The sequence below is a fragment of the Pseudomonas sp. AC211 genome (genome assembly GCF_979258055.1).
Map to the genome: position 1 here is coordinate 283,556 of NZ_OZ409830.1, position 21,970 is coordinate 305,525.

The following is a 21,970-nucleotide window of genomic DNA, read 5'->3' on the forward strand; positions in this document are numbered from 1 at the left end:
CTTGTTGCACCGTGCCGCGCACCCTGAAGTGACTCGAGGACGTCCCGTGGTTCAACCCGTATTTATCAACCGCATCAGCGCCTATTTGCCCCATGACGCTGTCGACAACGACACCATGGAAGCGCGCCTGGGCATGGTCGGTCCGCGCCCCTCGCGCGCGCGCAAACTGGTGCTGCGCAGCAACGGCATCCAGCAGCGCCACTACGTGATCGACCCCGCCACCGGCGAGCCGAGCATGACCAACGCCCAAGTCAGTGCCGCCGCCATTCGCGGGTTGGCCGGCAATGGCTTTGAGCTCGACCAGCTCGACTGCCTGGTGGCTAGCAGCTCGTCACCGGACCAGGTCATGCCCAACCACGCCGTCATGGTGCATGGCGAGCTGGGCAATCCGCCGTGCGAAGTGGTGTCTACCGCCGGCATCTGCCTGTGCGGCATGACTGCCCTGAAATACGCCTGGCTCAGTGTCGCCAGCGGCGAGAGCCGCAACGCGGTGGCCTGTGGCTCGGAAGTGGCCTCGGTATTGATGCAGGCGAAAAACTTCAACGCTGAATACGAGAGCCGCGTGGAAGAGCTGGAAAGCCACCCGGAAATCGCCTTCGAAAAAGACTTTCTGCGCTGGATGCTTTCCGATGGCGCCGGCGCCGTGCTGGTGCAGCAGCAACCCAACGCCAAGGGCCTGAGCCTGCGCATTGATTGGTTGGACATCTACTCGTTCGCCGACCAGATGCCAGCGTGCATGTATGCCGGCGCCGACATGCAAGACGGCCAGCTTAAAGGCTGGAGCCGCTACGACGCCGAAGAGCGCGGCCGTCACTCGGTAATGGCGATCAAGCAGAACGTCAAACTGCTCAACGACAACATCGTCAAATACACCGTCGAGCAGGCGTTGCAGCGAATCATGTCCAAACGCGCCCTGCATGCCGACGACATCGACCTGTTCCTGCCGCACTATTCCTCAGCGTTTTTCCGCGACCGCCTGGCGGTTGGCCTGGCCAACGCCGACCTGCCGATTCCGCAAGAGCGTTGGTTCACCAACCTCACCACCAAGGGCAACACCGGCGCGGCGTCGATTTTTATCATGCTCGAAGAGCTCTTTAACGGCGGCCGCCTGCACAGCGGTCAACGCTTGCTCTGCTACGTGCCTGAAAGCGGGCGTTTCTCCAGTGCGTTTATGCACCTGACGGTGGTTGGCCATGAAGCTTGATGAAGTGCCGCAAGACCACAGTTCTACCTACGGCGGGCACAGCAAGTTGGTCTACGCCGTGGATGCCGACGGTCATTACCAAGGCTTGCAGAGCGATGGCTGGGAGCCTGAAGCCTTCGCCACGCAATTGGCCGTGGAAGAGCTTGAAGGTCTGGAAGCCGAGGCCCACGCCGCCTGGCAACGTGGAGAGTTGTCGGCTCTGAAATTTCTCATGTACCGCTACCGCCTTGATGAGCCGGCGCTCGCGCAAATTACCGGGCTGTGGCAATGGCGCATTCGCCGGCACTTTCGTCCGGCTGTTTACCGGCGGCTGTCGGCCGCCATTCTGGCCCGCTATGCCGACGCGTTCGGTTTGCCGCTGGCCGACCTGAGCCAGTATCAGCAATCCAAGAGCCAGCACTCCAACAATCAGCACACCAAGGATCCGGTATGAGCAGCTTCCAACACCGCCAGAGCGCCCACTGTGAAAGCGGTGTAATGGCCAGTCTGCTGACCCATGCCGGTCTGCCGATGAGCGAGCCGATGGCCTTTGGCTTGGCCTCGGGCCTGGCTTTCGCCTACCTGCCCATCGTCAAGCTCAGCGGCATGCCGCTGATTGCCTACCGGATGCCGCCCAAATACCTGATCAAAACCCTGAGCAAGCGCCTGGGCGCCAAGCTGCACACGCAGACCTTCAGCAAGCCTGAACAGGGCCGCCTGGCCCTCGACGCCGCGCTGGATGGCGGGCGCCTGGCGGGCTTACAAAGCTCGGTGTTCTGGCTGCCATACTTTCCGCCAGAGATGCGCTTTCACTTCAACGCCCACAACCTGCTGGCTTACGGGCGTGAAGGCAACGAGTACCTGATCAGCGACCCGGTGTTCGAAGAGCCGGTGCGCTGCGCCGCCGAAGACCTGCAAAAAGCCCGCTTTGCCAAAGGCGCGTTGGCCGCCAAAGGCCTGATGTACTGGCTCGACGACGTGCCACTTGAGCAAGACTGGAACCGCCTGATTCGCCAGAGCGTATTGTCGACCACGCGCATTCTTGATGGCATGCCGCTGCCTTGGATTGGCGTGCGCGGCATTCAGCACCTGGCCAGCAAAGTCGAACAGCTCGACCCGGCGCAGGTGAAATACAACCGCCTGTACCTCACCCATATCGTGCGCATGCAGGAAGAAATCGGCACCGGCGGCGCCGGCTTCCGCTTTATGTACGCGAGCTTTTTGCAGGAAGCGGGGGAGAAGCTGGGCGATGCCAGCCTGCAGGAAGCGTCGGTGCAACTGACCGCTATTGGCGACAACTGGCGGCAATTTGCCTCGGCCTGCGTGCGCGCCTGCCGCAGCAAAACCGAGGCGCCGAACTTCGCGCCGATTGCCGATTCGTTGCGGGCGATTGCGGTGCAGGAGCGGGGGTTGATGAAAGAGTTGGGGGCGTGGGCAAAGCGTAAATAGGCGTCTGCCCTGGCCCTCTCCCCCGGCCCCTCTCCCGCGCGCGGGCGAGGGGTGACGTCTCCCGGCGAACTTCGATCAGCTCCCTCTCCCGCCTGCGGGAGAGGGTTGGGGAGAGGGCAGCGGTTTAAAGCGTTACGTTCAAATCCAGCCGCTCCACCGCAACCCCACTCACCAACTCATCAAACCCGCCAGCCGCCACGCCATCCCCTTCCACCAACACCCCCTGCACACAAAACCCCTCCTGTTCGTCCACCACAATCAGCAGCGCCTGGCTAACCACGCCATCGGCCAGATCGGTGCGCGCCAGTCCGAGCAGTTGTGACCACACTCGCGGCCCGGCACCAATAAACAGGTTGGGTCCGTCCAGCCCCAGTTGCTGCGCCACGTGAAAGCCGGCGGCGTTGCTCACGCTGTTAACGAACTCGAAGGGTTTGGGTTGTTTGTGATGGGCGCAGACCGCTTCCAGCAACGCGATCATGGTCGGGCGCGCCGGGTGGCGAGAGGCCAGGTACAGGCCGCAATCGCGGCGCACGTGTTGCTTGATCGCGGCGGCGGCGAGCAGGGCCTGGAAGATCAGGCGGTCGATGCGCCGTGGTGGGGTGCTTAGCCATTGGCTTAGCGCGGCTTTCAGGTCTTTGTCAGTGACGCCCGACGAGCCGCGAATTTCACTGGCTGCAATTACGTTCATTGCGGTTCTCCAGCGGCGCAGCACTGCATAACAAGGGTGGCGTTGTTGCCGCCGAAGCCAAAGAAATTGGCCAGCACAATGGCGTCTTCCGCCAAGGCAATCGGCTCGCCGCTCAGGGGCAGGCTCGCCGCGTCGGCGTAGTCCAGACCGGGCAATGCCGCGTGTTGCAACGCGTGCATCAGCAGCAAGGTTTCGCTCACGCCGCAGGCGCCGAGGGTGTGGCCGAGCCAAGGTTTGAGCACGCACAGCGCCGGCATGTGTTCGCCATACAGGCTGAGCATGCCGTTGCCTTCGGCGTGGTCGTTGGCTTGGGTGGCGGTGCCGTGCAGTTTCACCAGGGCCACCTCGCTTGCGCTGCGGTCGGCGCTGCGCAAGGCCTGCTGCATTACCCAGTCGATATGGCTGCCGTCTTCGCGAGTGGTGGTCAGGCTGGTGGTGTCGCACGCGCTGAAGCCGCCGAGCAGACGAGCCAGCGGTGCGTCGCCAGGCTGCAACGCGAGCAGGGCGGCGGCGTAGGTTTCGCCGAGCACCAGGCCGTCGCGTTGCGGGTGGAACGGGCGGTAGTCGCCGCTGGGACTGAGCAAGTCGAGGGCGCCGAAGCCTTGCATGGCCAACGCGCTTGGGGTTTCAAAGGCGATGACGACGGCGCGGGAAAATTGCCCGCCTGCCAACAAGCGAGCACCGTACAGCAGGCCATTGGCCGCGCTGGTGCAGGCGGTGTTGAGGGTGAAGGCGTCGGCAAAACCCCAGCGCTCACGCAGCTGCTCGGCGACGCGGTCGAGCGAGGTGGAGTTGTCTGGCAGGAAGTCGCCTTGGGCGCTGGCCTGCGCTTCCAGTTCGGTGATGTCGAGGCTGGTGCTGGCGACGATCAGCAAACAATCGTCCAGCGCGCTATGGCCGTGGCCGAGGGTTTCGCTCAGCAGCCGATCCATCCGCGCGTCGAAATCTTCGGCGTTGCCGGCTACGTGCAGGTAGGTGCGCGGTTGCTGCAACTCATGCAGCAAAAACGGCTGGCCTTGCGGGTGCACGCCTTGGCTCAGGGCCTGGCTGGCGCTGGCCAAGGTGTCGCCGAGCGCGCATTGCAGGGCGCCGCGTTGCAGGTAAACCGGCGTCACTGCGCTTGCCTGATATAGGCGGCGATAGTGGCGATGGTGTTGAGAATGCGCCGGCCGTCTTTCGCCCCTTCAATGCGCACGCCGTAGTGCTGTTGCAGGGCAAGCGACACTTGCAGCGCATCAAGGCTGTCCATTTGAATGCGGCTTTTGGGGCCGAACAGCGGCTCATCGTCGGCAATGCTTTGCCAGTCGATATCGTCTTCCTTGTCGCATTCACGGATCAGCAATTGCTTGAGCTGTTGTTCTAGTAGTGTGTGGTCCATTGCGTGTGCTGCACTCGCTGCTTGAACAGATACAGCCCCACCGTTCCCAGCACTGCGGCAAGCAGCAGCAGGCGAAAGCAGTAAGGCGCGATGTCGGCCAGTGAGCCATGGCCCACCAGCAACGTGAGAAAGGCGTCCAGCGCCCAACTCATGGGTGAAACGTTGGCCACCTGGGCCATGGCCGCCGGCATCACGCTTTTGGGCACCATGATGCCGCCGATGGCCGCTAACAAAATATTCATACCGCCGCCTAGCAACAGCGCTTGTTCAGCACTGCGTGCCAACGCCGCCAGCAACAGGCCCAGGCAACTGGTGGTCAGCGCAATGCTAAGCGCGAGCACGCCATACGCCACGCCGTTGCCCGGCAAGCTCAGCGGCTCCAGGCCCAGCAGTGGCAAGCCGTACACGCCCAACGCCAGCAGCGCGGCGAATTGCAGCAGGTTCAGCGCCATATATGGCAGCACTTTGCTCAGCACCAACGTGCTCAGGCTTAACCCTAGACAGCGCAAGCGCAGCAGCGTGCCGCTTTGTTGTTCGCGCTGAAAGCCACCGGCCATCGGCAGCACGACGAAGAACATGCCGAAAATCAGCCACGCCGGCACGCTCATTTGCGTGGCGTTGGCCTGGGCACTGAGGTCGCCGTTGGCTAACTGCTGCTGCTCGTCGATCTGGCTTTGCGTGCGCTGCTGCACCAGCGCCAGGCGTTCGGCGGCGCTCAGTTGCGGGTCGATGGCGCCGCTGTCTTGCAGGTAGGCGAGCAGCCGGGTTTGCGCCAGCGCGATGCTCACGGCGCTGTGCAAACGCTGGCGCGACAAGCGATCAAACTGCGCTGGGAAACTAAGGCTCGGACCCTGGTGCGGCGCAGTCAGCAGCGTTTCGGAAAAATCGTCGGCCAACCGCACGGTCGCGACGCCCGTTGCCGGGCCGGAGCCGATCTGGCTATCCGGCAATTGCGCCTGCAAAGCGGTGCGAAAGAAGGCGCTGGCCTCGCTGGCTTGCGGGGCGTCCAGGCTCAGGTGCAACGGCGGCAGGCGGTCTTGCATATAGCTCGACATCGCGCCGGCCATCAGCAGCAGAAACAGCGCCGGCATGATGAACAGCACGGCCAGGGCGTGAGGGTCGCGTGCCAGCAGCAACGCCTCTTTACGAATCAGCGCGAGCAGTCTCATAGCTGGCCCCCGTTCAACCGCAGGTACAGCTGCTCCAGCGAGGGACGACCGAAACGCATCACAGTGGGCAGCGGAATTTGGCCGCTGACGAACTGGCTGATGGCGGCAAACTGCTCGGCATTCAGCGCCGCGATGCGCACGCCATGGGGCAGCACTTCGGCGCGCAAGTGCAGCGCGATCAGCAGCGCTTCGAAGCCTTCGGGAATGTGCTGCGGCCACTCCACCAGCAGGCCGTGGTCGGCGCCGAGCAGCGTGGAGGTGTCGAGGTCCAGGCGCACCTGGCCTTCGTGCAGCATCACAATACGCTGCGCCACGCGCTCGACTTCTTCCAAGTAATGGCTGGTGTAGATCACCGCTTTGCCGCTGGCGGTCAGTTGCTCCACGGCGGCCAAGAGTAGTTGCCGGCTCTGGGCATCGACGCCAACCGTGGCTTCGTCGAACAGATACACCTGGGCCGGTTGCAGCAAACCGATGGCGAAATTCAACCGTCGTTGTTCGCCGCCGGAAAGGCTATCGGCGCGGCGATTGAGCTTGTCGGCCAGGCCGGTGCATTCCACGCACATCGCCAATCGCTCACGACGCTCACTGCCGCGCAGGCGGTACAGGTCGGCAAACAGATGGAGGTTTTCGCCGACCTTCAGGCCCGCATAAAGCGCCAACTGCTGCGGCACCAGCGCCAGGCTGCGCGGGCCATCCCAAACGATTTCCCCTTGCTGCGTGGCAAGCACGTTGCTGAGCAGCGAGAGCAGGGTGGTTTTGCCGGCGCCGTTGCTGCCCAGCAGGCCCAGGCATTGGCCCGCTTGCAGTTGCAGGTCGATGCCGGACAAGGCCGCGCGGGTGGCGCCGGGGTAGCTATAACTGAGGGAGCGCAGTTCAAGCACGGACGAGCACCAGCAGCAGTTTGCCGTCCAGCAGCAGGTGGTCGCCCGCGTGAATGCTGAAGCCATACAAGGCGCCGGCCGGGCTGAGTGCTTCCTGGGTGGCTTCGACTAACAACTGGCCGTCGCGAGCACTCGGTTCATGGTGCAGGTGCAGCTGTGAGAGCTTGCCGACCAAGGCCATTTCGATGGCACTGTCGTCGCCGTATAAGGCACCATGCGCGCCGCACAATTGGGCGGCGGCTTCGAATAATAAGCACGGTGAAGCATCGGCACCGAACGCGGCCAGGTACTTCCATGCGCTCAAACCCTGAATGCGCTGAGCGTCATGGGCGAGCAGGCAATCCAGCCAGAGGGCGTTGCCCTGGTGGGGCAGCAGCGTGTGCAGTGCGGTGCGATCCATTGCCTGCCGGAGTCGAAATTTGGTGGGCCGGCAGTGTAACAGAGGGCCTGCAAGCGGCGCAGCGCCTGCGATAAGCGTGGCGCCGGGGCACGATAAAAGGAGAGGGATATGTGGCAACAATGGCTGGCGTTCGCCCTGGGGTCGGGCGTGCTGGTGGGCATTTCGTGGCGCTCTATGCGCCATCCGCAGTCACACGGTTTTTACCGTTTCTGGGCTTGGGAATTGATGCTGGCGCTGCTGGTGCTGAATGCGCCGGTGTGGTTCGTCGACCGGTTTTCCTGGAACCAGGATGTGTCTTGGGTACTGCTGTTTTTGTCGCTGTGGACGCTCGGGCTCGGCGTGTATCAGCTGCGCCGCGATGGCCGCCCGAGTACGGAAAAACGCACGGATGAAGAGCTGTTCACCTTCGAGCGCACGTCGCAGTTGGTCACCGGCGGCATTTACGCGCTCATCCGTCATCCGCTGTTTTGTTCGCTGCTGCTGCTGGCGTGGGGCATCTGCTTCAAACAGGTGACGGTGCTCACCGTGCTGCTGGCGCTGGGCGCGAGTGTGTTTTTGTACCTGGCGGCCCGGCGCGATGAAGCCGAATGCACCGAGTTTTTTGGGCCGGCGTATCGCGAATACATGCAGCGCACGAAGATGTTTGTGCCGTATGTGTTTTAGGCAAAAGGCAAAGGCCGCCTAGCCCTTGCCCTTGGTGCGCACCATGTTCGGCCCGCCGTTTTCCAGGTGCTGAATGATGATGCTGCCGACGTCTTTGCCGGTGGTTACTTCGATGCCTTCCAGCCCCGGCGAGGAGTTCACTTCCATCACCAGCGGCCCATGGTTGGAACGCAAAATATCTACACCCGCCACTGACAACCCCATCACCTTGGCCGCGCGGATGGCGGTCATGCGTTCTTCCGGGGTGATTTTGATCAGGCTGGCCGTGCCGCCACGGTGCAGGTTGGAGCGGAATTCGCCGGGCTTGGCCTGACGCTTCATCGAGGCGATCACTTTGTCGCCGACCACAAAACAGCGAATATCGGCGCCGCCGGCTTCCTTTATATATTCCTGCACCATGATGTTTTGCTTCAGGCCCATAAAGGCCTCGATCACCGACTCCGCCGCCTTTTCGGTTTCACACAACACCACGCCGATGCCTTGCGTGCCTTCGAGCACTTTGATTACCAACGGCGCGCCATTGACCATGCGGATCAGGTCGGGAATGTCATCGGGGGAGTGGGCAAACCCGGTCACCGGCAGGCCGATGCCTCGGCGTGAAAGCAATTGCAGCGAGCGCAGTTTGTCCCGCGAGCGGGCGATAGCCACCGACTCGTTAAGCGGGAATACACCCATCATCTCGAACTGGCGCAGCACTGCGCAGCCATAGAAAGTGACTGAAGCGCCGATGCGCGGGATCACCGCGTCGAAGCCTTCCAGCGGTTTGCCGCGGTAGTGAATCTGCGGCTTGTGGCTGGCGATGTTCATATAGGCGCGCAGGGTGTCGATCACCACCATTTCATGACCGCGCGCCTCTCCGGCTTCAACCAGGCGTCGGGTGGAATACAGACGCGGGTTACGCGACAGCACAGCGATCTTCATGCAGCACCTGTGGAAGTAGAGGAGGCCGGGAACGCCGGTTTGTCTTGGATGTAACTGAGGCCCGGATTGACCACCAGTTGGCCGTCAATCAGCGCTTTGGAACCGAGTAGCAAGCGATAGCGCATGGCCTTGCGACAGGCCAGGGTGAATTCCACCTGCCACACCCGATCGCCCAGTGCCAGGCTGGTGCGGATCACGTAGCGGCTTTGGGTCTGACCGTTGGAGCTCTTAATGGTTTTAACTGCTACAAGCGGCGCTTCGCAGCGTCGATGACGCAGCTGCACCAGCGTGCCCAGGTGCGCGGTAAACCGAACCCAGGGCTGGCCATCGCGTTCAAATGGCAGAATGTCGGTGGCGTGCAGGCTGGAGGTGCTGGCGCCGGTGTCGACCTTGGCGCGCAAGCCGGCAACGCCGAGGTCGGGCAGGGCAATCCATTCCCGCAGGCCGATTACCGTGAGTTGGTCGAACGTCTTCAAAGGCGGCATTCCCCAAGAGGTGATCGGATTCTAGCCGGGCAGTAGTGACAACCGCATCTGCCGATGCGGGTTACCGTAAGAGCGTCACGAAACCATAAGGCGATTCATGAAAGACAGCGACGACGACAACAAAGTACGCCTGGATAAATGGCTGTGGGCCGCGCGCTTTTTCAAAACCCGCGCGCAAGCCAAAGAAGCAATAGAAGGCGGCAAAGTGCATTGCCGGGGCGAACGCTGCAAGCCCGGCAAGGAGCCGAAGGTTGGCGATGAAATACAAATCCGCATTGGCTTCGATGAACGCACGGTGGTGGTGCAGGCATTGTCGGCCGTGCGCCGTGGTGCACCCGAAGCGCAGCTTTTATACAGCGAGACGGCCGAGAGCATCGCCCGTCGCGAAGAAGCCGCCGCGCAGCGCAAAGCCGGCAACATCGGCGTGGAAACCGATGGCCGGCCGAGCAAGAAACAGCGCCGTCAGCTATTCCAGTTCCGGGGTGATCGCGGCCTGTAGCCTACCGCCAATCGGCGCCTGTCAGTCATAGACGCGACCCGCACCCTGATAGAGAAGACGCGCTTGGTCGCCGTTGGGCTTTGCGCATAAAATCGCCGGCCCTGGCAAAGGTTGCGAATCCGCTATGTCTGATTTTTCCCAACGCTTTATGTTCGACGACAGCGATGTGCGCGGCGAACTGGTGTCCCTCGGTGAGAGCTACGCCCACGTGCTGGCCAAACACCCCTACCCGGAACCGGTCGCGCAATTGCTCGGCGAGCTGCTGGCTGCGGCCGCGCTGCTGGTTGGCACCATGAAGTTCGACGGCTTGCTGGTATTGCAGGCGCGCAGCTCCGGCGCCGTGCCGTTGCTGATGGTGGAATGTTCTAGCAACCGCGAGCTGCGCGGCATCGCCCGTTACCACGAAGAGCAGATAACTCCCGACGCCGGCCTGCGTGAGCTGATGCCCGAAGGCGTGCTTACGCTTATCGTCGATCCCGCCAAAGGGCAGCGTTATCAAGGGATTGTTGGTCTCGACGGAATCAATTTGTCGGAATGCCTGTCTGACTACTTCGCGACATCTGAGCAACTGCCGACACGCTTCTGGCTCAACGCTGATGGACGTCGTGCCCGGGGCCTGCTTTTGCAGCAACTGCCGGCCGAACGCCTCACCGATCCGGAAGACCGCGCCGCCAGCTGGCAGCACGTCACCGTGCTGGCCGATACCTTGAGTGCCGAGGAGCAGCTGGGGTTGGACAACCCGACCTTGCTGCACCGTCTCTACCACGAGGAAACCCTGCGCCTGTTCGACCCGCAACCGCTGCAATTCAAATGCAGCTGCTCGCGGGACCGCTCAGCCAACGCACTGGTCAGTCTGGGCGAGGCGGATGCCGAAGCACTGCTGGTGGAAAGTGGCGGCAGCATCGTCATCGACTGCCAGTTCTGCAACGAGCGCTATGCGTTCGATGCGGCAGATGTCGCGCAGCTGTTCGCCGGTGGCGGGGTGAAATCCCCCTCCGATACTCGGCACTGATAATGCAGGGCGTTTAACGCCCAGTGAAGTGATAGAGGCTGCACCTGAATTGTGCTTTCTGGCATAATCCGGCCACTTTTTTAGATGTAGTAGTTTTTTGATCGTTACTACAAAACGTTTGGAGGCTCGGCTTCAGGCCGACGGGGACCCCATATGACGCAAGCCAATAACGCCGTTTATACCGACATTTCCGCCGCACAACTGGTTGAAGAAGCCATCCGTCGTGGCGAAGGCGAACTTGCCGCCAACGGCTCGCTGGTTGTTCGTACTGGCCACCGCACTGGCCGCTCGCCGGTCGACCGTTTCATCGTTGACGAACCCAGCACTTCTTCGGCTATTGCCTGGGGCCCGATCAACCGCAAGTTCCCTGCTGACAAGTTCGACGCCCTGTGGGAGCGCGTTGAAGCGTTCGCCGGCGCGACCGACCGTTTTGTCTCGCACGTGCATGTAGGCGCTGATCCAGCTCACTACCTGCCGGTGAAAATGACCACCACCACCGCGTGGCACAACCTGTTCGGCCGCTGCCTGTTCATTGAACCGGCCGCCTACAACCCGAGCAGCAAAACCGAGTGGCAAGTGCTCAACGTTCCAGGCTTCGAATGCGTACCTGAGCGTGACGGCACCAACTCCGACGGTTGCGTGATCCTCAACTTCGCCGCCAAGAAAGTGCTGATCGCTGGCATGCGCTACGCCGGCGAAATGAAGAAAGCCATGTTCTCCGTGCAGAACTTCCTGCTGCCGGCCGTTGACGTGCTGCCCATGCACTGCGCCGCCAACATCGGCGAAGAAGGCGATGTGACCTTGTTCTTCGGTCTGTCGGGCACTGGTAAAACCACCCTGTCGGCCGATGAAAGCCGTTACCTGATCGGTGACGACGAACACGGCTGGGGCGTTGGCAGTGTGTTCAACATCGAAGGCGGCTGCTACGCCAAGTGCATCGACCTGTCGCAGAAGAACGAGCCAGTAATCTGGAAAGCCATTCAGTTCGGCGCCGTACTGGAAAACGTTGTTCTCGACCCGGTTACCCGTCTGCCGAACTACGCCGACGACAGCCTGACCCAGAACAGCCGTGCTGCTTACCCGATCGAACTGGTCGACAAGCGCTCCGAGAAAAACCTCGGCGGCGAGCCGAACGCTGTGATCTTCCTGACCTGCGACCTGACTGGCGTGCTGCCACCGGTGTCGATCCTCAACGAAGAGCAAGCGGCGTATCACTTCCTGTCCGGCTACACCGCACTGGTCGGCTCCACTGAAATGGGCTCGGGCGGCGGCATCAAGTCGACCTTCTCCACCTGCTTCGGCGCACCGTTCTTCCCGCGTCCGGCTGGCGAGTACGCTGAGCTGCTGATCAAACGCATCCGTGGCTTCGGCTCCAAGGTTTACCTGGTTAACACCGGCTGGACTGGCGGCGGCTACGGCGTTGGTAACCGCTTCAACATCCCCACCACCCGTGGCGTGATTGCAGCGATTCAAAGCGGCGCGTTGATTGGCACCGAAACCGAACACCTGCCGATCATCAACCTCAACGTACCGAAGTCGGTACCAGGCGTTGAAACCAAGCTGTTGAACCCGCGCAACACCTGGACCGATGGCAACGCTTACGACGAAGCGGCCAAAGGTCTGGCGCAACAGTTCATCGAGAACTTTAAGAAGTTTGAAGTTTCCGACGCCATCAAAAACGCTGGTCCTCAGTTGTAAGAGACCGCTGTTTTAAAAAGCCGCCTTCGGGCGGTTTTTTTATGGGCGCGGCAACCCTTGTGAGAGCACGCCCTCCATCAGAAACATCCCGCGCGACATACATCAGTGCTTTGCCTGAACCTTGCCTGTATACCTGGCCTCCAATACCTACAACCGTCGTAAACGAGGTAGCTATGCAAGTTCAAGTCAACAGTAACGATATGCAAGGCAGTGCCCGTCTCCAGGAGTGGGTAGGTGCAGCGGTAACGGATCGGCTGGAACGGTACGATGACTTTCTCACCCGGTTGGAAATTCACCTCAGCGATGAAAACGGCGCCAAGTCCGGTTCCGAAGACAAACGCTGCCAGATCGAGGCTCGCCCGAAAGGCCATCAGCCCATTTCGGTAACCCACAAAGCTGAATCGCTGGACCTGGCCGTTGAAGGCGCCGCCGAAAAAATGCGCCACGCTCTGGAACATTTGATGGGCCGCCTCGACGCGAAAACCGTGTCTACCGGCCACATGCCTACCGAACTCATCGAGGACACCGGCGAAGACCCCGACGCGTTGTTGCAGGAAGAATTCCTCTCCAAGCAGGACGCACTTGGCAAAGATTGATGAGTACCGGCCGCTATAAGCCGGCCATAAAAAAACCGCCTCAAGGGGCGGTTTTTTTGGCTCAACGAATCGGCATTAACGCTCGATCAGTTGACGCACTTGGGTCTGCGGAATCTGTTGCGAATTGCCTTCGGCATCTTCGTATTCCAGCAGGCCGGTTTCTTCATCCAGCTCCGGCTTGCCTTGAGCATTGATCATTTGGCCGTCGGTGGTGTTGATAATGTAGTCGCTGGCGCAGCCGGAAAGGGTCAGCAAGCAGCAGGCAGCAAAGATCCACTTTTTCATGGTTGGTACTCCTTTAGGTAGGTCTACAACCATTGACCGGACGCTGCGCTAAAGGGTCCATGTTTTTTCTGCGCGCATTCATCGAGGCTAAAGCCTCTCCTACAAAAGACGCTGCTCCTGTAGGAGAGGCTTTAGCCTCGATGGGGTTTAAGCCACCAATCCACGATTAAGCAGATCCGGCCCATTCTGCGTTTCCTGATAAACCGAAATCGCCTGGGTCGCCACGCGCGCGTCGTGACCTGATTGGGATCAAGCCCGAAGGACTGTGGATTGTTATCCACCTCCAACTGCTGACGTGCCAGGTTCTCGGGCGAGAAGGGGTTATTGATGTCGTCCTGCAATGCGTCAAACGCTGCCTGACGTGCCTGCGCTAACTGATCTTGCAGCTCTTCGATCTGCTGCTGCCGGGCATCTCGTAGTTCAGCCTGACGCTGTTGTTGCAGCTCCCGCTGCTCCTGCGCACGCAGCTCGCGCTGCTCTTGCAGTTCTTGCTGACGGGCCAGTGCGGCTTCGTTGTTCGCTGCCAACCGTTCCGCCAATGAAGTGGCTGCCGCCCCATCGGTTGGGGTGGTCTGGAACGGACTTCGCACTAACGGTGTGCTGGTGTAATAGGCGTTGTTCACGCTGTCGATGGCTAAGGGCATGACGTTCTCCCTGGTTTCATGGCCTGGGAATGTCAGTGTAAGTGCGGCTGGCGTGTGCCTTTAGGCGGATGTGGCATATGGCGCCAAAGCAGATGTTCTAGAACTTTTTCGCCGTATCGCTGACCGGGTTTTATGGCGCTGGCACGCCGTTACGCTTGATCGCCCATCATCTGCGGCCTGTAGCCAAACAGCAGAAAAAGGGCTGGAAGGGTGTCCGAGGCGACCTGACGCTTTCCCCAAACGCATTGCTAGCGTGAGAACCCGACGAAAGTCACCCGTGCGCCGCCTCGATTCATCGCGCTGGCTCACCAATTTGCATGATTTGCTCCACCAACCACTGCAACGCCGGGTCGCGCAGACGCTGGCCGAGATGAACGACCTCGAGGTGAAACGGCCCCAGCGGCATGGGCAAGTCCCATAGCGTTAACGGCAGCAGCTCGGCGAAATGTCTCGCCAGTTGGCTAGGAAGCACCGCCGCCAACTCGCTTGTCGCCACGATATGCGCCGCCTGCAAATAGTTCGGCGTGGTGTAGGTGATGGTGCGGGTCAGGCCCTGTTCGCCCAGCCACTGGTCGACCATGCCGCGCGTTTGCCCGCCGTGTACCCAGAGGTGACGTAGCGCCAGGAAGCGCTCTAGATCAAGCGGTGCCTCATCGACAAAAAGCGGGTGCCCGGTACGCACGGCCAGTTGCAGCGTTTCGCTCATCCAATGGCGGCGGGCGAAACGCGGGGGAATTTCTTCGAAGCGGCCGAGCACCAAGTCCAGCTCGCCTTTGTCCAGCGCCTCGCTGGGCAAGGTCGGGCTCAGGTGATGGATTTCGATGCGGATGCCCGGCGCCAGACGGCTAAGCTGCTCGATCAGGCGCGGCATGCAAATCAGCTCGACGTAGTCGGTCACGGCAATGTTGAACCGCTGTTTGCTGCGCGCCGGCTCGAAAATTTCGCCGGCGCTCAGGCTCTGCTCGATTTGCTGCAACGCCGCGCGAATCGGTCCGGCCAGCGCCTGCGCCCGGGGGCGTTGGCTGCATGGCGCGACCGACGCGCACCAACAGCGGATCGTCGAGCAGAATGCGCAGGCGATTCAGCGCATTACTCACAGCCGGTTGGCTCAGGGACAAGCGTTCCGCCGCGCGGGAGACATTGCATTCACGCAGCAACGCGTCCAGCACGCGCAGCAAGTTGAGGTCGAAGGTGGAGATATTCATTGGGTGAATGCCAAATATCACAAGACTAAATTTCAAAAATAGTAGCGCTTTCCTTATGGTGTTGGGCGTTTTGTATTTGCGTGAGCGGCGCCCGCTACCTGCCCGCACCTGAACAATAAGGAGTCCAAAATGACCCAGAGCACCTACGATATTCAGCGCGCCGCCGTCATCGGCGCGGGCACCATGGGCCGTGGCATTGTCATGAGCCTGGCCAACGCCGGCATTCGCGTGCTGTGGCTGGACAACAACGCGCAGATGCTCGAACAGGCCATGGGTGTGGTTGCCGACACGAACGCGCACAACGTCAAACTCGGTCGCATCACCGAGGAACAATCCGCCGCTCGCCTGGCATGCGTCACGCCCGTAGGCGACTACGCCGCGCTGGCCGAAGCCGATCTGGTGATCGAAGCGGTGTACGAAAACCTCGAACTCAAGCAGCAAATTTTCCGCACCCTGGACGAAACCGTGAAGCAGGGCGCGATCCTGGCCAGCAACACCTCGGCGCTCGACATCGACGCCATCGCCGCCGTCACCCAGCGCCCCGACCACGTACTGGGCCTGCACTTCTTCAGCCCGGCGCACATCATGAAATTGCTGGAAATTGTGCGTGGCGAGAAAACCGCCAAGGCCGTGCTCGATGCCGCCGTCGACCTCGGCAAACGCATCGGCAAAGTCAGCGTCGTGGCCGGCAACTGCGACGGCTTTATCGGCAACCGCATGCTCGCCACCTACGTGCGTGAGGCGCGCATGTTGCTGCTCGAAGGCGCGTATCCGCATCAAGTGGACGCCGCACTGCAAGGCTTCGGTTTCGCCATGGGCCCGTTTCGCATGTACGACGTGGTCGGCATCGACCTGGAATGGCGCGCCCGTGGTTTGGCCGGCAAGGGCCAGGATGACCCAGCCGTGCAAGTGGACAACCACCTGTGCGAACTGGGCCGCTTCGGGCAGAAGTCGCGCATGGGTTACTACCGCTACGCCGAAGGCAGCCGCCAGGCCGAGCACGACCCGGAAGTAGACGCGCTGGTGCTGCAGGTGTCCGAAGGGCTGGGCTTTAAACGCCGCTCCATCGGCCAAGAAGAAATCCTCGAGCGCTGCCTGCTGGCGCTGGTGAACGAAGGCGCGAAAATTCTCGAAGAAAACATCGCCGCCAACAGCCATGACGTCGACCTGGTGTACCTCAACGGCTACGGCTTCCCGCAAGACAAAGGCGGCCCCATGACCTGGGCCGACAGCCAGGGCGTGGACGACATTCTTGCGCGCCTGCACGCCCTGCAAAGCCACTTTGGCAACCACTGGCAGCCGGCTGCGCTGATTGAAAAGCTGGCCACCAGCGGCAAACGTTTCTCCGATGTTAAAAAGGGTTCGCTATGAGCTACCAAGCCCCCCTGCGCGACATGCGCTTTGTACTGCATGAAATGTTCGACGTCGGCGCCCACTGCGAACTGCTCGACAACGGCCTGGACCGCGAACTGGTCGATGGCGTGCTGGAAGAAGCCGCGCGCTACACCGGCGAAGTGATCGCGCCGCTCAACCGCAACAGCGACGAAGAAGGCGTCACCCTGATTAACGGCGCGGTCACCACGCCCACCGGTTTCCGCGACGCTTACCAGCAATACGTCGACAACGGTTGGGCCAGCATGACCGGCCCAACCCAATACGGCGGCCAGGGCTTTCCACAAATGGTCGCGGCCAGCTTCCACGAAATGCTGATGGCCGCGAGCCTGTCGTTTCGCGTGTACTCGGGCCTTACCGAAGGCGCGGTGCTGGCGCTGTACAAACACGGCAGCGAAGAACTGAAAAGCGCGTACCTGGGCAAGATGGTCAACGGCAGCTGGACCGGCACCATGTGCCTCACCGAACCGCAAGCCGGCACCGACCTGGCGCTGCTGCGCACCAAGGCCGAGCCGCAGGCCGATGGCAGCTATGCGATCACCGGCAGCAAGATTTTTATCAGCGGCGGCGAGCAGGACATGTCGGAAAACATCGTCCACTTGGTGCTCGCCCGTCTGCCCGATGCACCGGCTGGCGTGAAAGGCATCAGCCTGTTTCTGGTGCCCAAATACATCGCCAAATCCAATGGCGCGCCGGGTGAGAAAAACACCCTGAGCTGCGGCGCCATCGAACACAAGATGGGCATCAAAGGCGCCGCCACCTGCGTGATGAACTTCGACGGCGCCAAAGGCTGGCTGGTGGGCTCGGCCAACCAGGGCCTGGCGTGCATGTTCACCATGATGAACGACGCCCGTTTCCAGGTCGGCCTGCAAGGTCTCGGCGTGGCCGAACGCTCCTACCAGGGCGCCTTGGCTTACGCCCGTGAGCGCCTGCAATCGCGCGCCCTTACTGGCGCGGCGGCACCGGACAAAGCAGCCGACCCGATCATCGTGCACCCCGACGTGCGCCGCATGCTGCTGACCCAGAAAACCCTGGTGGAGGGCAGCCGCATGCTCGCCGCCTACACCGCGCGCCAGCTCGACCTGGAACACGGCCATCCCGATCCGGCCGAGCGCAAAGTGGCCAGCAAGCGCGTGGCGCTGCTGATTCCCATCGTCAAATCGTTCTTTACCGACATGGGCCAGGAAGTGGCCAGCCTCGGCGTGCAGATTTACGGCGGTCACGGCTACATCCGCGAGTGGGGCATGGAGCAACTGATGCGCGACAGCCGCATCACGCAAATCTACGAAGGCACCAACGGCATCCAAGCGCTGGACTTCATTCGCCGCAAACTGATGGGCGACGGCGGTGCGGAACTGAACGCCCTGCAAGACGAATTCGCCGCCCTGTGCGACGCGCAAGCCAGCCGCAGCCAGCTCGCCGACCTGGTGCAACCGCTGCAAGAACGCCTGCACGAATGGCGCGACCTGACCGCACAAGTGCTCGCCGCCAGCAACCGCGACCCGCAAGAGATCGGCGCCTGCTCGGTCGACTTCCTGCAATACAGCTCGTACCTGCTGCTGGCCGGCCTGTGGCTACAAGCCGCCGCCCGCGCCCAAGATGCATTGGACGCCGGTGCCGGCGAGGCCGAGTTCTACCAAGCCAAACTGCACAGCGCCCGCTTCTACATGCGCCGCGTATTGCCGCGCGTGAGCAGCCACCGCGAAATGGTACTGGGCGGCGCGGATTGCCTGATGGCGTTGCCGGAGGCGCATTTCGCGTTCTAAGCGTACGGCTCGAGATTCTGGATTCCGATTCGTCGGATCCAGAATCTTCAGTCGATCATCCATAACAATAAAAAAGAGGGTGCCGATTGAAAAAGCGCTTCCGTGTACTAATCGTGCTGCTAGGCCTGTTGGCCTGCCTATACGCCTACTTCGCCTACGCCCCCCGGCCCAACCCGCCGGCCCTGAGCGCCACCGTGCAACACGACCACATCCAGGTCGGCGCGCTGGACCGCCAGTTCAGCTACTACATTCCCAAAAACCTGAAAGCCAACTCACCGCTGGTATTCGTGCTGCACGGCTCGTTGCAGACCAGCGACGACATCCGCGTGTACACCGGCTACGAATTTGAACGCCTGGCCGACGCCCACGGTTTCGTGGTGGTTTATCCGCAAGGATTTGAGAAAAACTGGAACGACTGCCGCCTGGTCGCCGACTACGCCGCGCGTCAGCAGAACATCGACGACAAAGGCTTTATCGCCGCGCTGATTCAACGCTTCGCCCAGCAACACCAGATCGACCGCTCGCGGGCATTTCTCACCGGTTACTCCAGCGGCGGGCACCTGGGTTTCCGCTTTGCCCTGGAGCAGCCGAATCTGCTTGCGGGCGTGGCGGCAGTGGCGGCGAACTTGCCGACGGGCGACAACCTGGCGTGCGAAACCAGCGGGCAGCCGGCATCGGTGCTGGTAGTCAACGGCACAGACGACCCGATCAACCCGTTTAACGGCGGCAAGGTCACCCTGTTTGGGCTGGGCAACCGAGGCACGGTGCGGTCGGCGGGCGACACCGCCGCCTACTTCGCCGGCTTGAACGGTTACCCTGCGAAGGCCACGCAAGAACAACACCCGAGCGAGTCGGTGCGTTTGCAGCAATGGCAAGCACCGGGTAAACACGAAGTGGCGCTTTACGCGTTGGTCGGTGGCGGCCATTTGGTGCCGCAGCCCATGTACCGCGCCCCCCGTTTGCTCGGCCGCAACACCGAGGGCTTCAATGCCCCCGAGGCCATCTGGAATTTCTTTGCCCGCCAGCCTTCCGTATCGCCTGGCGGCGCCACACCGACAGCTGCCGCTCAACCGTGAGTGCGCTATTAACCTGAGGAGAACGCCATGCATCCTTTCAGCTTTGCCACCACCGCGCAGATCATCTGCGAATCCGGCTCGGCACGCCGCCTGGCCGCCTTGTGCCGCGAGCGCGGGGCCCAGTCGGTGCTGGTCGTGACGGACCCGGGCATCACCAAGTTCGGTTTGCTCAACGAGGTTCTCCCGGGCTTTGCCGACGAAGGCCTGAGCGTGGCCGTGTTCGACCAAGTGGTCGCCGACCCGCCCGAAGCCATCGTGCTGCAAGCCGTTCAGCAAGCCCGCGAACTGGGCGCAGAGCTGATCATCGGCTTTGGCGGCGGCAGCTCCATGGACGTGGCCAAGCTCGTCGCGCTGCTGGCGCACCCGGCGTGCAAGCAAACGCTGAAAGACATCTACGGCGTGGGCAACGCACGCGGTCAGCGCTTGCCGCTGATTCAGGTGCCGACCACCGCCGGCACCGGTTCCGAAGTGACTCAGATCGCCATTATCACCACCGGCGAAACCACCAAAATGGGTGTGGTTTCGCCGCTGCTGTTGCCCGATCTGGCGCTGCTGGACGCCGACCTGACCCTCGGCCTGCCGCCCGCAGTCACCGCCGCCACGGGTATCGACGCCATGGTGCACGCGATCGAGTCGTACACCAGCGCCCTGAAGAAAAACCCGCTTTCGGATTTGCTCGCACGCGAAGCTTTGCGCCTGCTCGCCGCCAACCTGCACGAAGCCGTGCACAACGGCCAGAACCGCAGCGCCCGCCAAGCCATGTTGCTGGGTGCGTTGCTGGCCGGTCAGGCGTTTGCCAACGCCCCGGTTGCGGCCGTGCATGCGCTGGCCTATCCGCTGGGTGGGCACTTCCACATTCCTCATGGCCTGAGCAACGCGCTGGTGCTGCCGCACGTGCTGCGCTTCAACGCCTCGGCGGCCAGCGCGCTGTACGCCGAGCTGGCGCCGCTGTTGCTGGGTGACAAGCTGCGAGCCGGCGATGCCGCCAGCCTGACCGAACAATTCATCACCGAACTGTCAGCGCTGAACGAACGCCACGGCCTGCCAAGCCGCCTGCGCGATGCCGGTGTGCCTCAGGAAATGCTCGCGCAACTGGCCAGCGACGCCATGCTGCAACAGCGCTTGCTGGTGAATAACCCGCGCGAAATTACCGAAGCCGATGCCCTGGCGATTTACCACGCCGCCTACTGATTACCTTGATGCGAGCACGCCCATGACCGACCGCCAACACCTGCGCAGCGACTACGCCCACTTCCAGCCGATTACCACGCGCTGGCACGACAACGATGTGTATGGCCATGTGAACAACGTGACCTACTACAGCTTCTTCGACAGCGCGGTGAACACCTACCTAATCGAAGTCGGCGGCCTGGATATTCACAGCGGGCCAGTGGTGGGTTTTGTGGTCAGCTCCTCGTGCGACTACTTCGCCTCCATCGCCTTTCCCGACCGCATCGACATTGGTTTGCGGGTAGGGAAACTGGGCAACAGTTCGGTGCAATACGAGCTGGCGGTGTTCAAGGCCGGCGAGCAGGAAGCCTGCGCGGCGGGGCGCTTTGTGCATGTGTTTGTCGATCGCGAAACCAACCGGCCGGTGAGTATTCCGGATGGGCTGCGCAAGGCGATGGGGGAGTTGGTAGTGGCTTCGTAGGGGTTGGGTTCGGCGTTTGCAGGAATCGCGGCTAAAGCCGCTCCTACAGATTTGCGAATGCGGTGGGGCTATCGCGGCTAAAGCCGCTCCTACAGATTTGCGAATGCGGTGGGGCTATCGCGGCTAAAGCCGCTCCTACAGGTTGGCGGTTACTGTGGGAGCGGCTTTAGCCGCGATGGGCCGCCCCGCAATCCTCGAAAAAAACCGCCCATCCGGGCGGTTTTTTTGTTCAGTCGTGACGACGATGTTTGTGTTTTTTATGGCCGTAGTGATGGCCATTGTCGTGCCGATAATTACGACGCTTGCCGTGGCTCTCACGTTCATCGTCGGCCCGGCTGGCGCTGCCGTAGTTGTTACCCAGCGCGCCACCTGCTGCGCCGCCCAAACCAGCGCCGACGATGCCGCCGGTGCTGCCACCGATCTTGTTGCCGATCACGTTACCGCCGGCAGCGCCCAAGCCACCGCCGATGGCCGCTTCGGTCTTGTTGCCTTTGCGCGCGCCCACTGCGCCGCCAGCCGCACCGCCAACGCCGGCACCAATCGCGGCACCGGTGGAACCGCCCACCTGTTCGCCCACCACCGACCCCAACACACCGCCCAATGCGCCGCCAATACCGGCTTCGGTATTGCCTTCGGCTGCAAACGCCTGGCTGCCAAGCAAGCCAAGGGACAACAGGAACATGCGCGAGTACTTCATGCAGGAACGAGCCTATGTAGGAAAGACGCGCCGATCGTGTATGCGCTTGGGTACACAAACAAGCGGCAAACGACGTGCGGTAGGGGGTTTATCACGTTTCGTAAATATATGTTTTCGCTCGGAAACTTTTGCATTTTCGGTCGAGTCTTAGTGCTCTTGTAGAGCAGGTTTCGGCGCGCCGAATCGAAAGCGTGATGCCTATTTGACCGATTCTGTGGGAGAGGCTTCAGCC

At 61.7% G+C, this 21,970-nt stretch carries 24 protein-coding genes and 1 pseudogene; 13 read left to right on the forward strand and 12 right to left on the reverse strand.

Annotated elements, in window-relative coordinates; genetic code table 11:
• Window positions 1–46: 46 nt before the first annotated feature.
• Genes ACZZZP_RS01415 through darH form a run of 3 tightly spaced genes read left to right on the forward strand, consistent with a single transcriptional unit; the run spans window position 47 to window position 2,632 of the window.
• Window positions 47–1,204: a beta-ketoacyl-ACP synthase III gene (locus ACZZZP_RS01415; RefSeq protein WP_463384591.1), complete on the forward strand. Its 1,158-nt coding sequence runs from the start codon at window positions 47–49 to the stop codon at window positions 1,202–1,204.
• Complete coding sequence (locus ACZZZP_RS01420; RefSeq protein WP_463384592.1) at window positions 1,194–1,637, forward strand: DarG family dialkylresorcinol biosynthesis protein; 444 nt, start codon at window positions 1,194–1,196, stop codon at window positions 1,635–1,637. Before ACZZZP_RS01415 ends, ACZZZP_RS01420 begins: the two co-directional genes overlap by 11 nt.
• A complete protein-coding gene (darH, locus tag ACZZZP_RS01425; protein ID WP_463384593.1) occupies window positions 1,634–2,632 on the forward strand; it encodes a BtrH-related acyltransferase DarH in 999 nt (332 codons plus the stop codon). Before ACZZZP_RS01420 ends, darH begins: the two co-directional genes overlap by 4 nt.
• Window positions 2,633–2,756: 124 nt before the next feature.
• On the opposite strand, the gene ACZZZP_RS01430 is transcribed toward darH, so the two are convergent.
• From ACZZZP_RS01430 to ACZZZP_RS01455, 6 genes are read right to left on the reverse strand one after another with little or no spacing between them, the layout of a single operon-like run.
• Window positions 2,757–3,320 (reverse strand): hypothetical protein, encoded by a 564-nt coding sequence (locus ACZZZP_RS01430; protein ID WP_463384594.1) that lies wholly within the window; start codon window positions 3,318–3,320, stop codon window positions 2,757–2,759.
• On the reverse strand, window positions 3,317–4,435 hold the full coding sequence (locus tag ACZZZP_RS01435) for a beta-ketoacyl synthase N-terminal-like domain-containing protein (RefSeq protein WP_463384595.1): 1,119 nt from the start codon (window positions 4,433–4,435) through the stop codon (window positions 3,317–3,319). The genes ACZZZP_RS01430 and ACZZZP_RS01435 overlap by 4 nt, the downstream gene beginning before the upstream one ends.
• Window positions 4,432–4,698, reverse strand: coding sequence for an acyl carrier protein (locus tag ACZZZP_RS01440; protein ID WP_122453878.1), 267 nt, complete (start codon window positions 4,696–4,698; stop codon window positions 4,432–4,434). Before ACZZZP_RS01440 ends, ACZZZP_RS01435 begins: the two co-directional genes overlap by 4 nt.
• The gene (locus ACZZZP_RS01445; protein WP_122493511.1) at window positions 4,680–5,867 is read right to left on the reverse strand and encodes an ABC transporter permease; all 1,188 of its coding nucleotides are present in this window, start codon (window positions 5,865–5,867) and stop codon (window positions 4,680–4,682) included. Before ACZZZP_RS01445 ends, ACZZZP_RS01440 begins: the two co-directional genes overlap by 19 nt.
• Window positions 5,864–6,748 carry an ABC transporter ATP-binding protein gene (locus ACZZZP_RS01450; protein ID WP_463384596.1) on the reverse strand — a complete coding sequence of 295 codons (885 nt, stop codon included), beginning with the start codon at window positions 6,746–6,748 and terminating at the stop codon, window positions 5,864–5,866. The genes ACZZZP_RS01445 and ACZZZP_RS01450 overlap by 4 nt, the downstream gene beginning before the upstream one ends.
• The gene (locus ACZZZP_RS01455) at window positions 6,741–7,148 is read right to left on the reverse strand and encodes a beta-hydroxyacyl-ACP dehydratase (RefSeq protein WP_463384597.1); all 408 of its coding nucleotides are present in this window, start codon (window positions 7,146–7,148) and stop codon (window positions 6,741–6,743) included. The genes ACZZZP_RS01450 and ACZZZP_RS01455 overlap by 8 nt, the downstream gene beginning before the upstream one ends.
• 108 nt (window positions 7,149–7,256) lie before the next feature.
• On the opposite strand from ACZZZP_RS01455, the gene ACZZZP_RS01460 reads away from it, so the two are divergent.
• Entirely contained in the window at window positions 7,257–7,811 is a 555-nt protein-coding gene (locus ACZZZP_RS01460; protein WP_463384598.1) for a methyltransferase family protein, read from the forward strand.
• Window positions 7,812–7,829: 18 nt separating this feature from the next.
• On the opposite strand, the gene rimK is transcribed toward ACZZZP_RS01460, so the two are convergent.
• Complete coding sequence (gene rimK, locus ACZZZP_RS01465) at window positions 7,830–8,732, reverse strand: 30S ribosomal protein S6--L-glutamate ligase (protein WP_122493507.1); 903 nt, start codon at window positions 8,730–8,732, stop codon at window positions 7,830–7,832.
• Window positions 8,729–9,208 (reverse strand): retropepsin-like aspartic endopeptidase RimB, encoded by a 480-nt coding sequence (gene rimB / locus ACZZZP_RS01470; RefSeq protein ID WP_122454126.1) that lies wholly within the window; start codon window positions 9,206–9,208, stop codon window positions 8,729–8,731. The genes rimK and rimB overlap by 4 nt, the downstream gene beginning before the upstream one ends.
• A 106-nt stretch (window positions 9,209–9,314) precedes the next feature.
• On the opposite strand from rimB, the gene ACZZZP_RS01475 reads away from it, so the two are divergent.
• The 4 genes from ACZZZP_RS01475 to ACZZZP_RS01490 all read left to right on the forward strand — a co-directional run bounded on the left by ACZZZP_RS01475 (window position 9,315) and on the right by ACZZZP_RS01490 (window position 13,022).
• Window positions 9,315–9,716 (forward strand): S4 domain-containing protein, encoded by a 402-nt coding sequence (locus ACZZZP_RS01475; RefSeq protein ID WP_122493506.1) that lies wholly within the window; start codon window positions 9,315–9,317, stop codon window positions 9,714–9,716.
• A gap of 124 nt (window positions 9,717–9,840) precedes the next feature.
• A complete protein-coding gene (gene hslO / locus ACZZZP_RS01480) occupies window positions 9,841–10,728 on the forward strand; it encodes an Hsp33 family molecular chaperone HslO (RefSeq protein WP_463384599.1) in 888 nt (295 codons plus the stop codon).
• Window positions 10,729–10,881: 153 nt separating this feature from the next.
• Window positions 10,882–12,426 carry a phosphoenolpyruvate carboxykinase gene (locus ACZZZP_RS01485; RefSeq protein WP_463384600.1) on the forward strand — a complete coding sequence of 515 codons (1,545 nt, stop codon included), beginning with the start codon at window positions 10,882–10,884 and terminating at the stop codon, window positions 12,424–12,426.
• 173 nt (window positions 12,427–12,599) lie between these two features.
• Complete coding sequence (locus ACZZZP_RS01490; RefSeq protein WP_463384601.1) at window positions 12,600–13,022, forward strand: HPF/RaiA family ribosome-associated protein; 423 nt, start codon at window positions 12,600–12,602, stop codon at window positions 13,020–13,022.
• A gap of 75 nt (window positions 13,023–13,097) precedes the next feature.
• On the opposite strand, the gene ACZZZP_RS01495 is transcribed toward ACZZZP_RS01490, so the two are convergent.
• The 3 genes and pseudogenes from ACZZZP_RS01495 to ACZZZP_RS01505 all read right to left on the reverse strand — a co-directional run bounded on the left by ACZZZP_RS01495 (window position 13,098) and on the right by ACZZZP_RS01505 (window position 15,156).
• Complete coding sequence (locus ACZZZP_RS01495) at window positions 13,098–13,307, reverse strand: YgdI/YgdR family lipoprotein (protein WP_122453887.1); 210 nt, start codon at window positions 13,305–13,307, stop codon at window positions 13,098–13,100.
• Between the two features lie 131 nt (window positions 13,308–13,438).
• Complete coding sequence (locus ACZZZP_RS01500; RefSeq protein WP_463536207.1) at window positions 13,439–13,951, reverse strand: hypothetical protein; 513 nt, start codon at window positions 13,949–13,951, stop codon at window positions 13,439–13,441.
• Window positions 13,952–14,243: 292 nt separating this feature from the next.
• Window positions 14,244–15,156: pseudogene (locus ACZZZP_RS01505) on the reverse strand (LysR family transcriptional regulator).
• 129 nt (window positions 15,157–15,285) lie between these two features.
• Here ACZZZP_RS01505 and ACZZZP_RS01510 point away from each other — a divergent pair.
• The 5 genes from ACZZZP_RS01510 (at window position 15,286) to ACZZZP_RS01530 (ending at window position 21,041) form a co-directional block, all read left to right on the forward strand.
• Entirely contained in the window at window positions 15,286–16,527 is a 1,242-nt protein-coding gene (locus ACZZZP_RS01510) for a 3-hydroxyacyl-CoA dehydrogenase (RefSeq protein ID WP_463384604.1), read from the forward strand.
• Window positions 16,524–18,314 carry an acyl-CoA dehydrogenase C-terminal domain-containing protein gene (locus ACZZZP_RS01515; RefSeq protein WP_122493500.1) on the forward strand — a complete coding sequence of 597 codons (1,791 nt, stop codon included), beginning with the start codon at window positions 16,524–16,526 and terminating at the stop codon, window positions 18,312–18,314. Before ACZZZP_RS01510 ends, ACZZZP_RS01515 begins: the two co-directional genes overlap by 4 nt.
• 86 nt (window positions 18,315–18,400) lie before the next feature.
• Window positions 18,401–19,390 (forward strand): CE1 family esterase, encoded by a 990-nt coding sequence (locus tag ACZZZP_RS01520; protein ID WP_463384605.1) that lies wholly within the window; start codon window positions 18,401–18,403, stop codon window positions 19,388–19,390.
• Between the two features lie 27 nt (window positions 19,391–19,417).
• Entirely contained in the window at window positions 19,418–20,581 is a 1,164-nt protein-coding gene (locus ACZZZP_RS01525) for an iron-containing alcohol dehydrogenase (protein ID WP_463384606.1), read from the forward strand.
• Between the two features lie 22 nt (window positions 20,582–20,603).
• Window positions 20,604–21,041 carry an acyl-CoA thioesterase gene (locus ACZZZP_RS01530; protein WP_463384607.1) on the forward strand — a complete coding sequence of 146 codons (438 nt, stop codon included), beginning with the start codon at window positions 20,604–20,606 and terminating at the stop codon, window positions 21,039–21,041.
• 229 nt (window positions 21,042–21,270) lie between these two features.
• On the opposite strand, the gene ACZZZP_RS01535 is transcribed toward ACZZZP_RS01530, so the two are convergent.
• The gene (locus ACZZZP_RS01535) at window positions 21,271–21,738 is read right to left on the reverse strand and encodes a glycine zipper domain-containing protein (RefSeq protein ID WP_122453895.1); all 468 of its coding nucleotides are present in this window, start codon (window positions 21,736–21,738) and stop codon (window positions 21,271–21,273) included.
• Window positions 21,739–21,970 lie beyond the last annotated feature (232 nt).

What these genes read in the sequence shown, in the direction of transcription:
- ACZZZP_RS01420 (WP_463384592.1), top strand. Translation starts at nt 1,194, where the DNA reads ATGAAGCTTGATGAAGTGCCGCAAGACCACAGTTCTACCTACGGCGGG.
- darH (WP_463384593.1), top strand. Translation starts at nt 1,634, where the DNA reads ATGAGCAGCTTCCAACACCGCCAGAGCGCCCACTGTGAAAGCGGTGTA.
- ACZZZP_RS01430 (WP_463384594.1), bottom strand. Translation starts at nt 3,320, where the DNA reads ATGAACGTAATTGCAGCCAGTGAAATTCGCGGCTCGTCGGGCGTCACT.
- ACZZZP_RS01440 (WP_122453878.1), bottom strand. Translation starts at nt 4,698, where the DNA reads ATGGACCACACACTACTAGAACAACAGCTCAAGCAATTGCTGATCCGT.
- ACZZZP_RS01445 (WP_122493511.1), bottom strand. Translation starts at nt 5,867, where the DNA reads ATGAGACTGCTCGCGCTGATTCGTAAAGAGGCGTTGCTGCTGGCACGC.
- ACZZZP_RS01455 (WP_463384597.1), bottom strand. Translation starts at nt 7,148, where the DNA reads ATGGATCGCACCGCACTGCACACGCTGCTGCCCCACCAGGGCAACGCC.
- ACZZZP_RS01460 (WP_463384598.1), top strand. Translation starts at nt 7,257, where the DNA reads ATGTGGCAACAATGGCTGGCGTTCGCCCTGGGGTCGGGCGTGCTGGTG.
- rimK (WP_122493507.1), bottom strand. Translation starts at nt 8,732, where the DNA reads ATGAAGATCGCTGTGCTGTCGCGTAACCCGCGTCTGTATTCCACCCGA.
- ACZZZP_RS01475 (WP_122493506.1), top strand. Translation starts at nt 9,315, where the DNA reads ATGAAAGACAGCGACGACGACAACAAAGTACGCCTGGATAAATGGCTG.
- hslO (WP_463384599.1), top strand. Translation starts at nt 9,841, where the DNA reads ATGTCTGATTTTTCCCAACGCTTTATGTTCGACGACAGCGATGTGCGC.
- ACZZZP_RS01485 (WP_463384600.1), top strand. Translation starts at nt 10,882, where the DNA reads ATGACGCAAGCCAATAACGCCGTTTATACCGACATTTCCGCCGCACAA.
- ACZZZP_RS01490 (WP_463384601.1), top strand. Translation starts at nt 12,600, where the DNA reads ATGCAAGTTCAAGTCAACAGTAACGATATGCAAGGCAGTGCCCGTCTC.
- ACZZZP_RS01495 (WP_122453887.1), bottom strand. Translation starts at nt 13,307, where the DNA reads ATGAAAAAGTGGATCTTTGCTGCCTGCTGCTTGCTGACCCTTTCCGGC.
- ACZZZP_RS01500 (WP_463536207.1), bottom strand. Translation starts at nt 13,951, where the DNA reads ATGCCCTTAGCCATCGACAGCGTGAACAACGCCTATTACACCAGCACA.
- ACZZZP_RS01510 (WP_463384604.1), top strand. Translation starts at nt 15,286, where the DNA reads ATGACCCAGAGCACCTACGATATTCAGCGCGCCGCCGTCATCGGCGCG.
- ACZZZP_RS01515 (WP_122493500.1), top strand. Translation starts at nt 16,524, where the DNA reads ATGAGCTACCAAGCCCCCCTGCGCGACATGCGCTTTGTACTGCATGAA.
- ACZZZP_RS01525 (WP_463384606.1), top strand. Translation starts at nt 19,418, where the DNA reads ATGCATCCTTTCAGCTTTGCCACCACCGCGCAGATCATCTGCGAATCC.
- ACZZZP_RS01530 (WP_463384607.1), top strand. Translation starts at nt 20,604, where the DNA reads ATGACCGACCGCCAACACCTGCGCAGCGACTACGCCCACTTCCAGCCG.
- ACZZZP_RS01535 (WP_122453895.1), bottom strand. Translation starts at nt 21,738, where the DNA reads ATGAAGTACTCGCGCATGTTCCTGTTGTCCCTTGGCTTGCTTGGCAGC.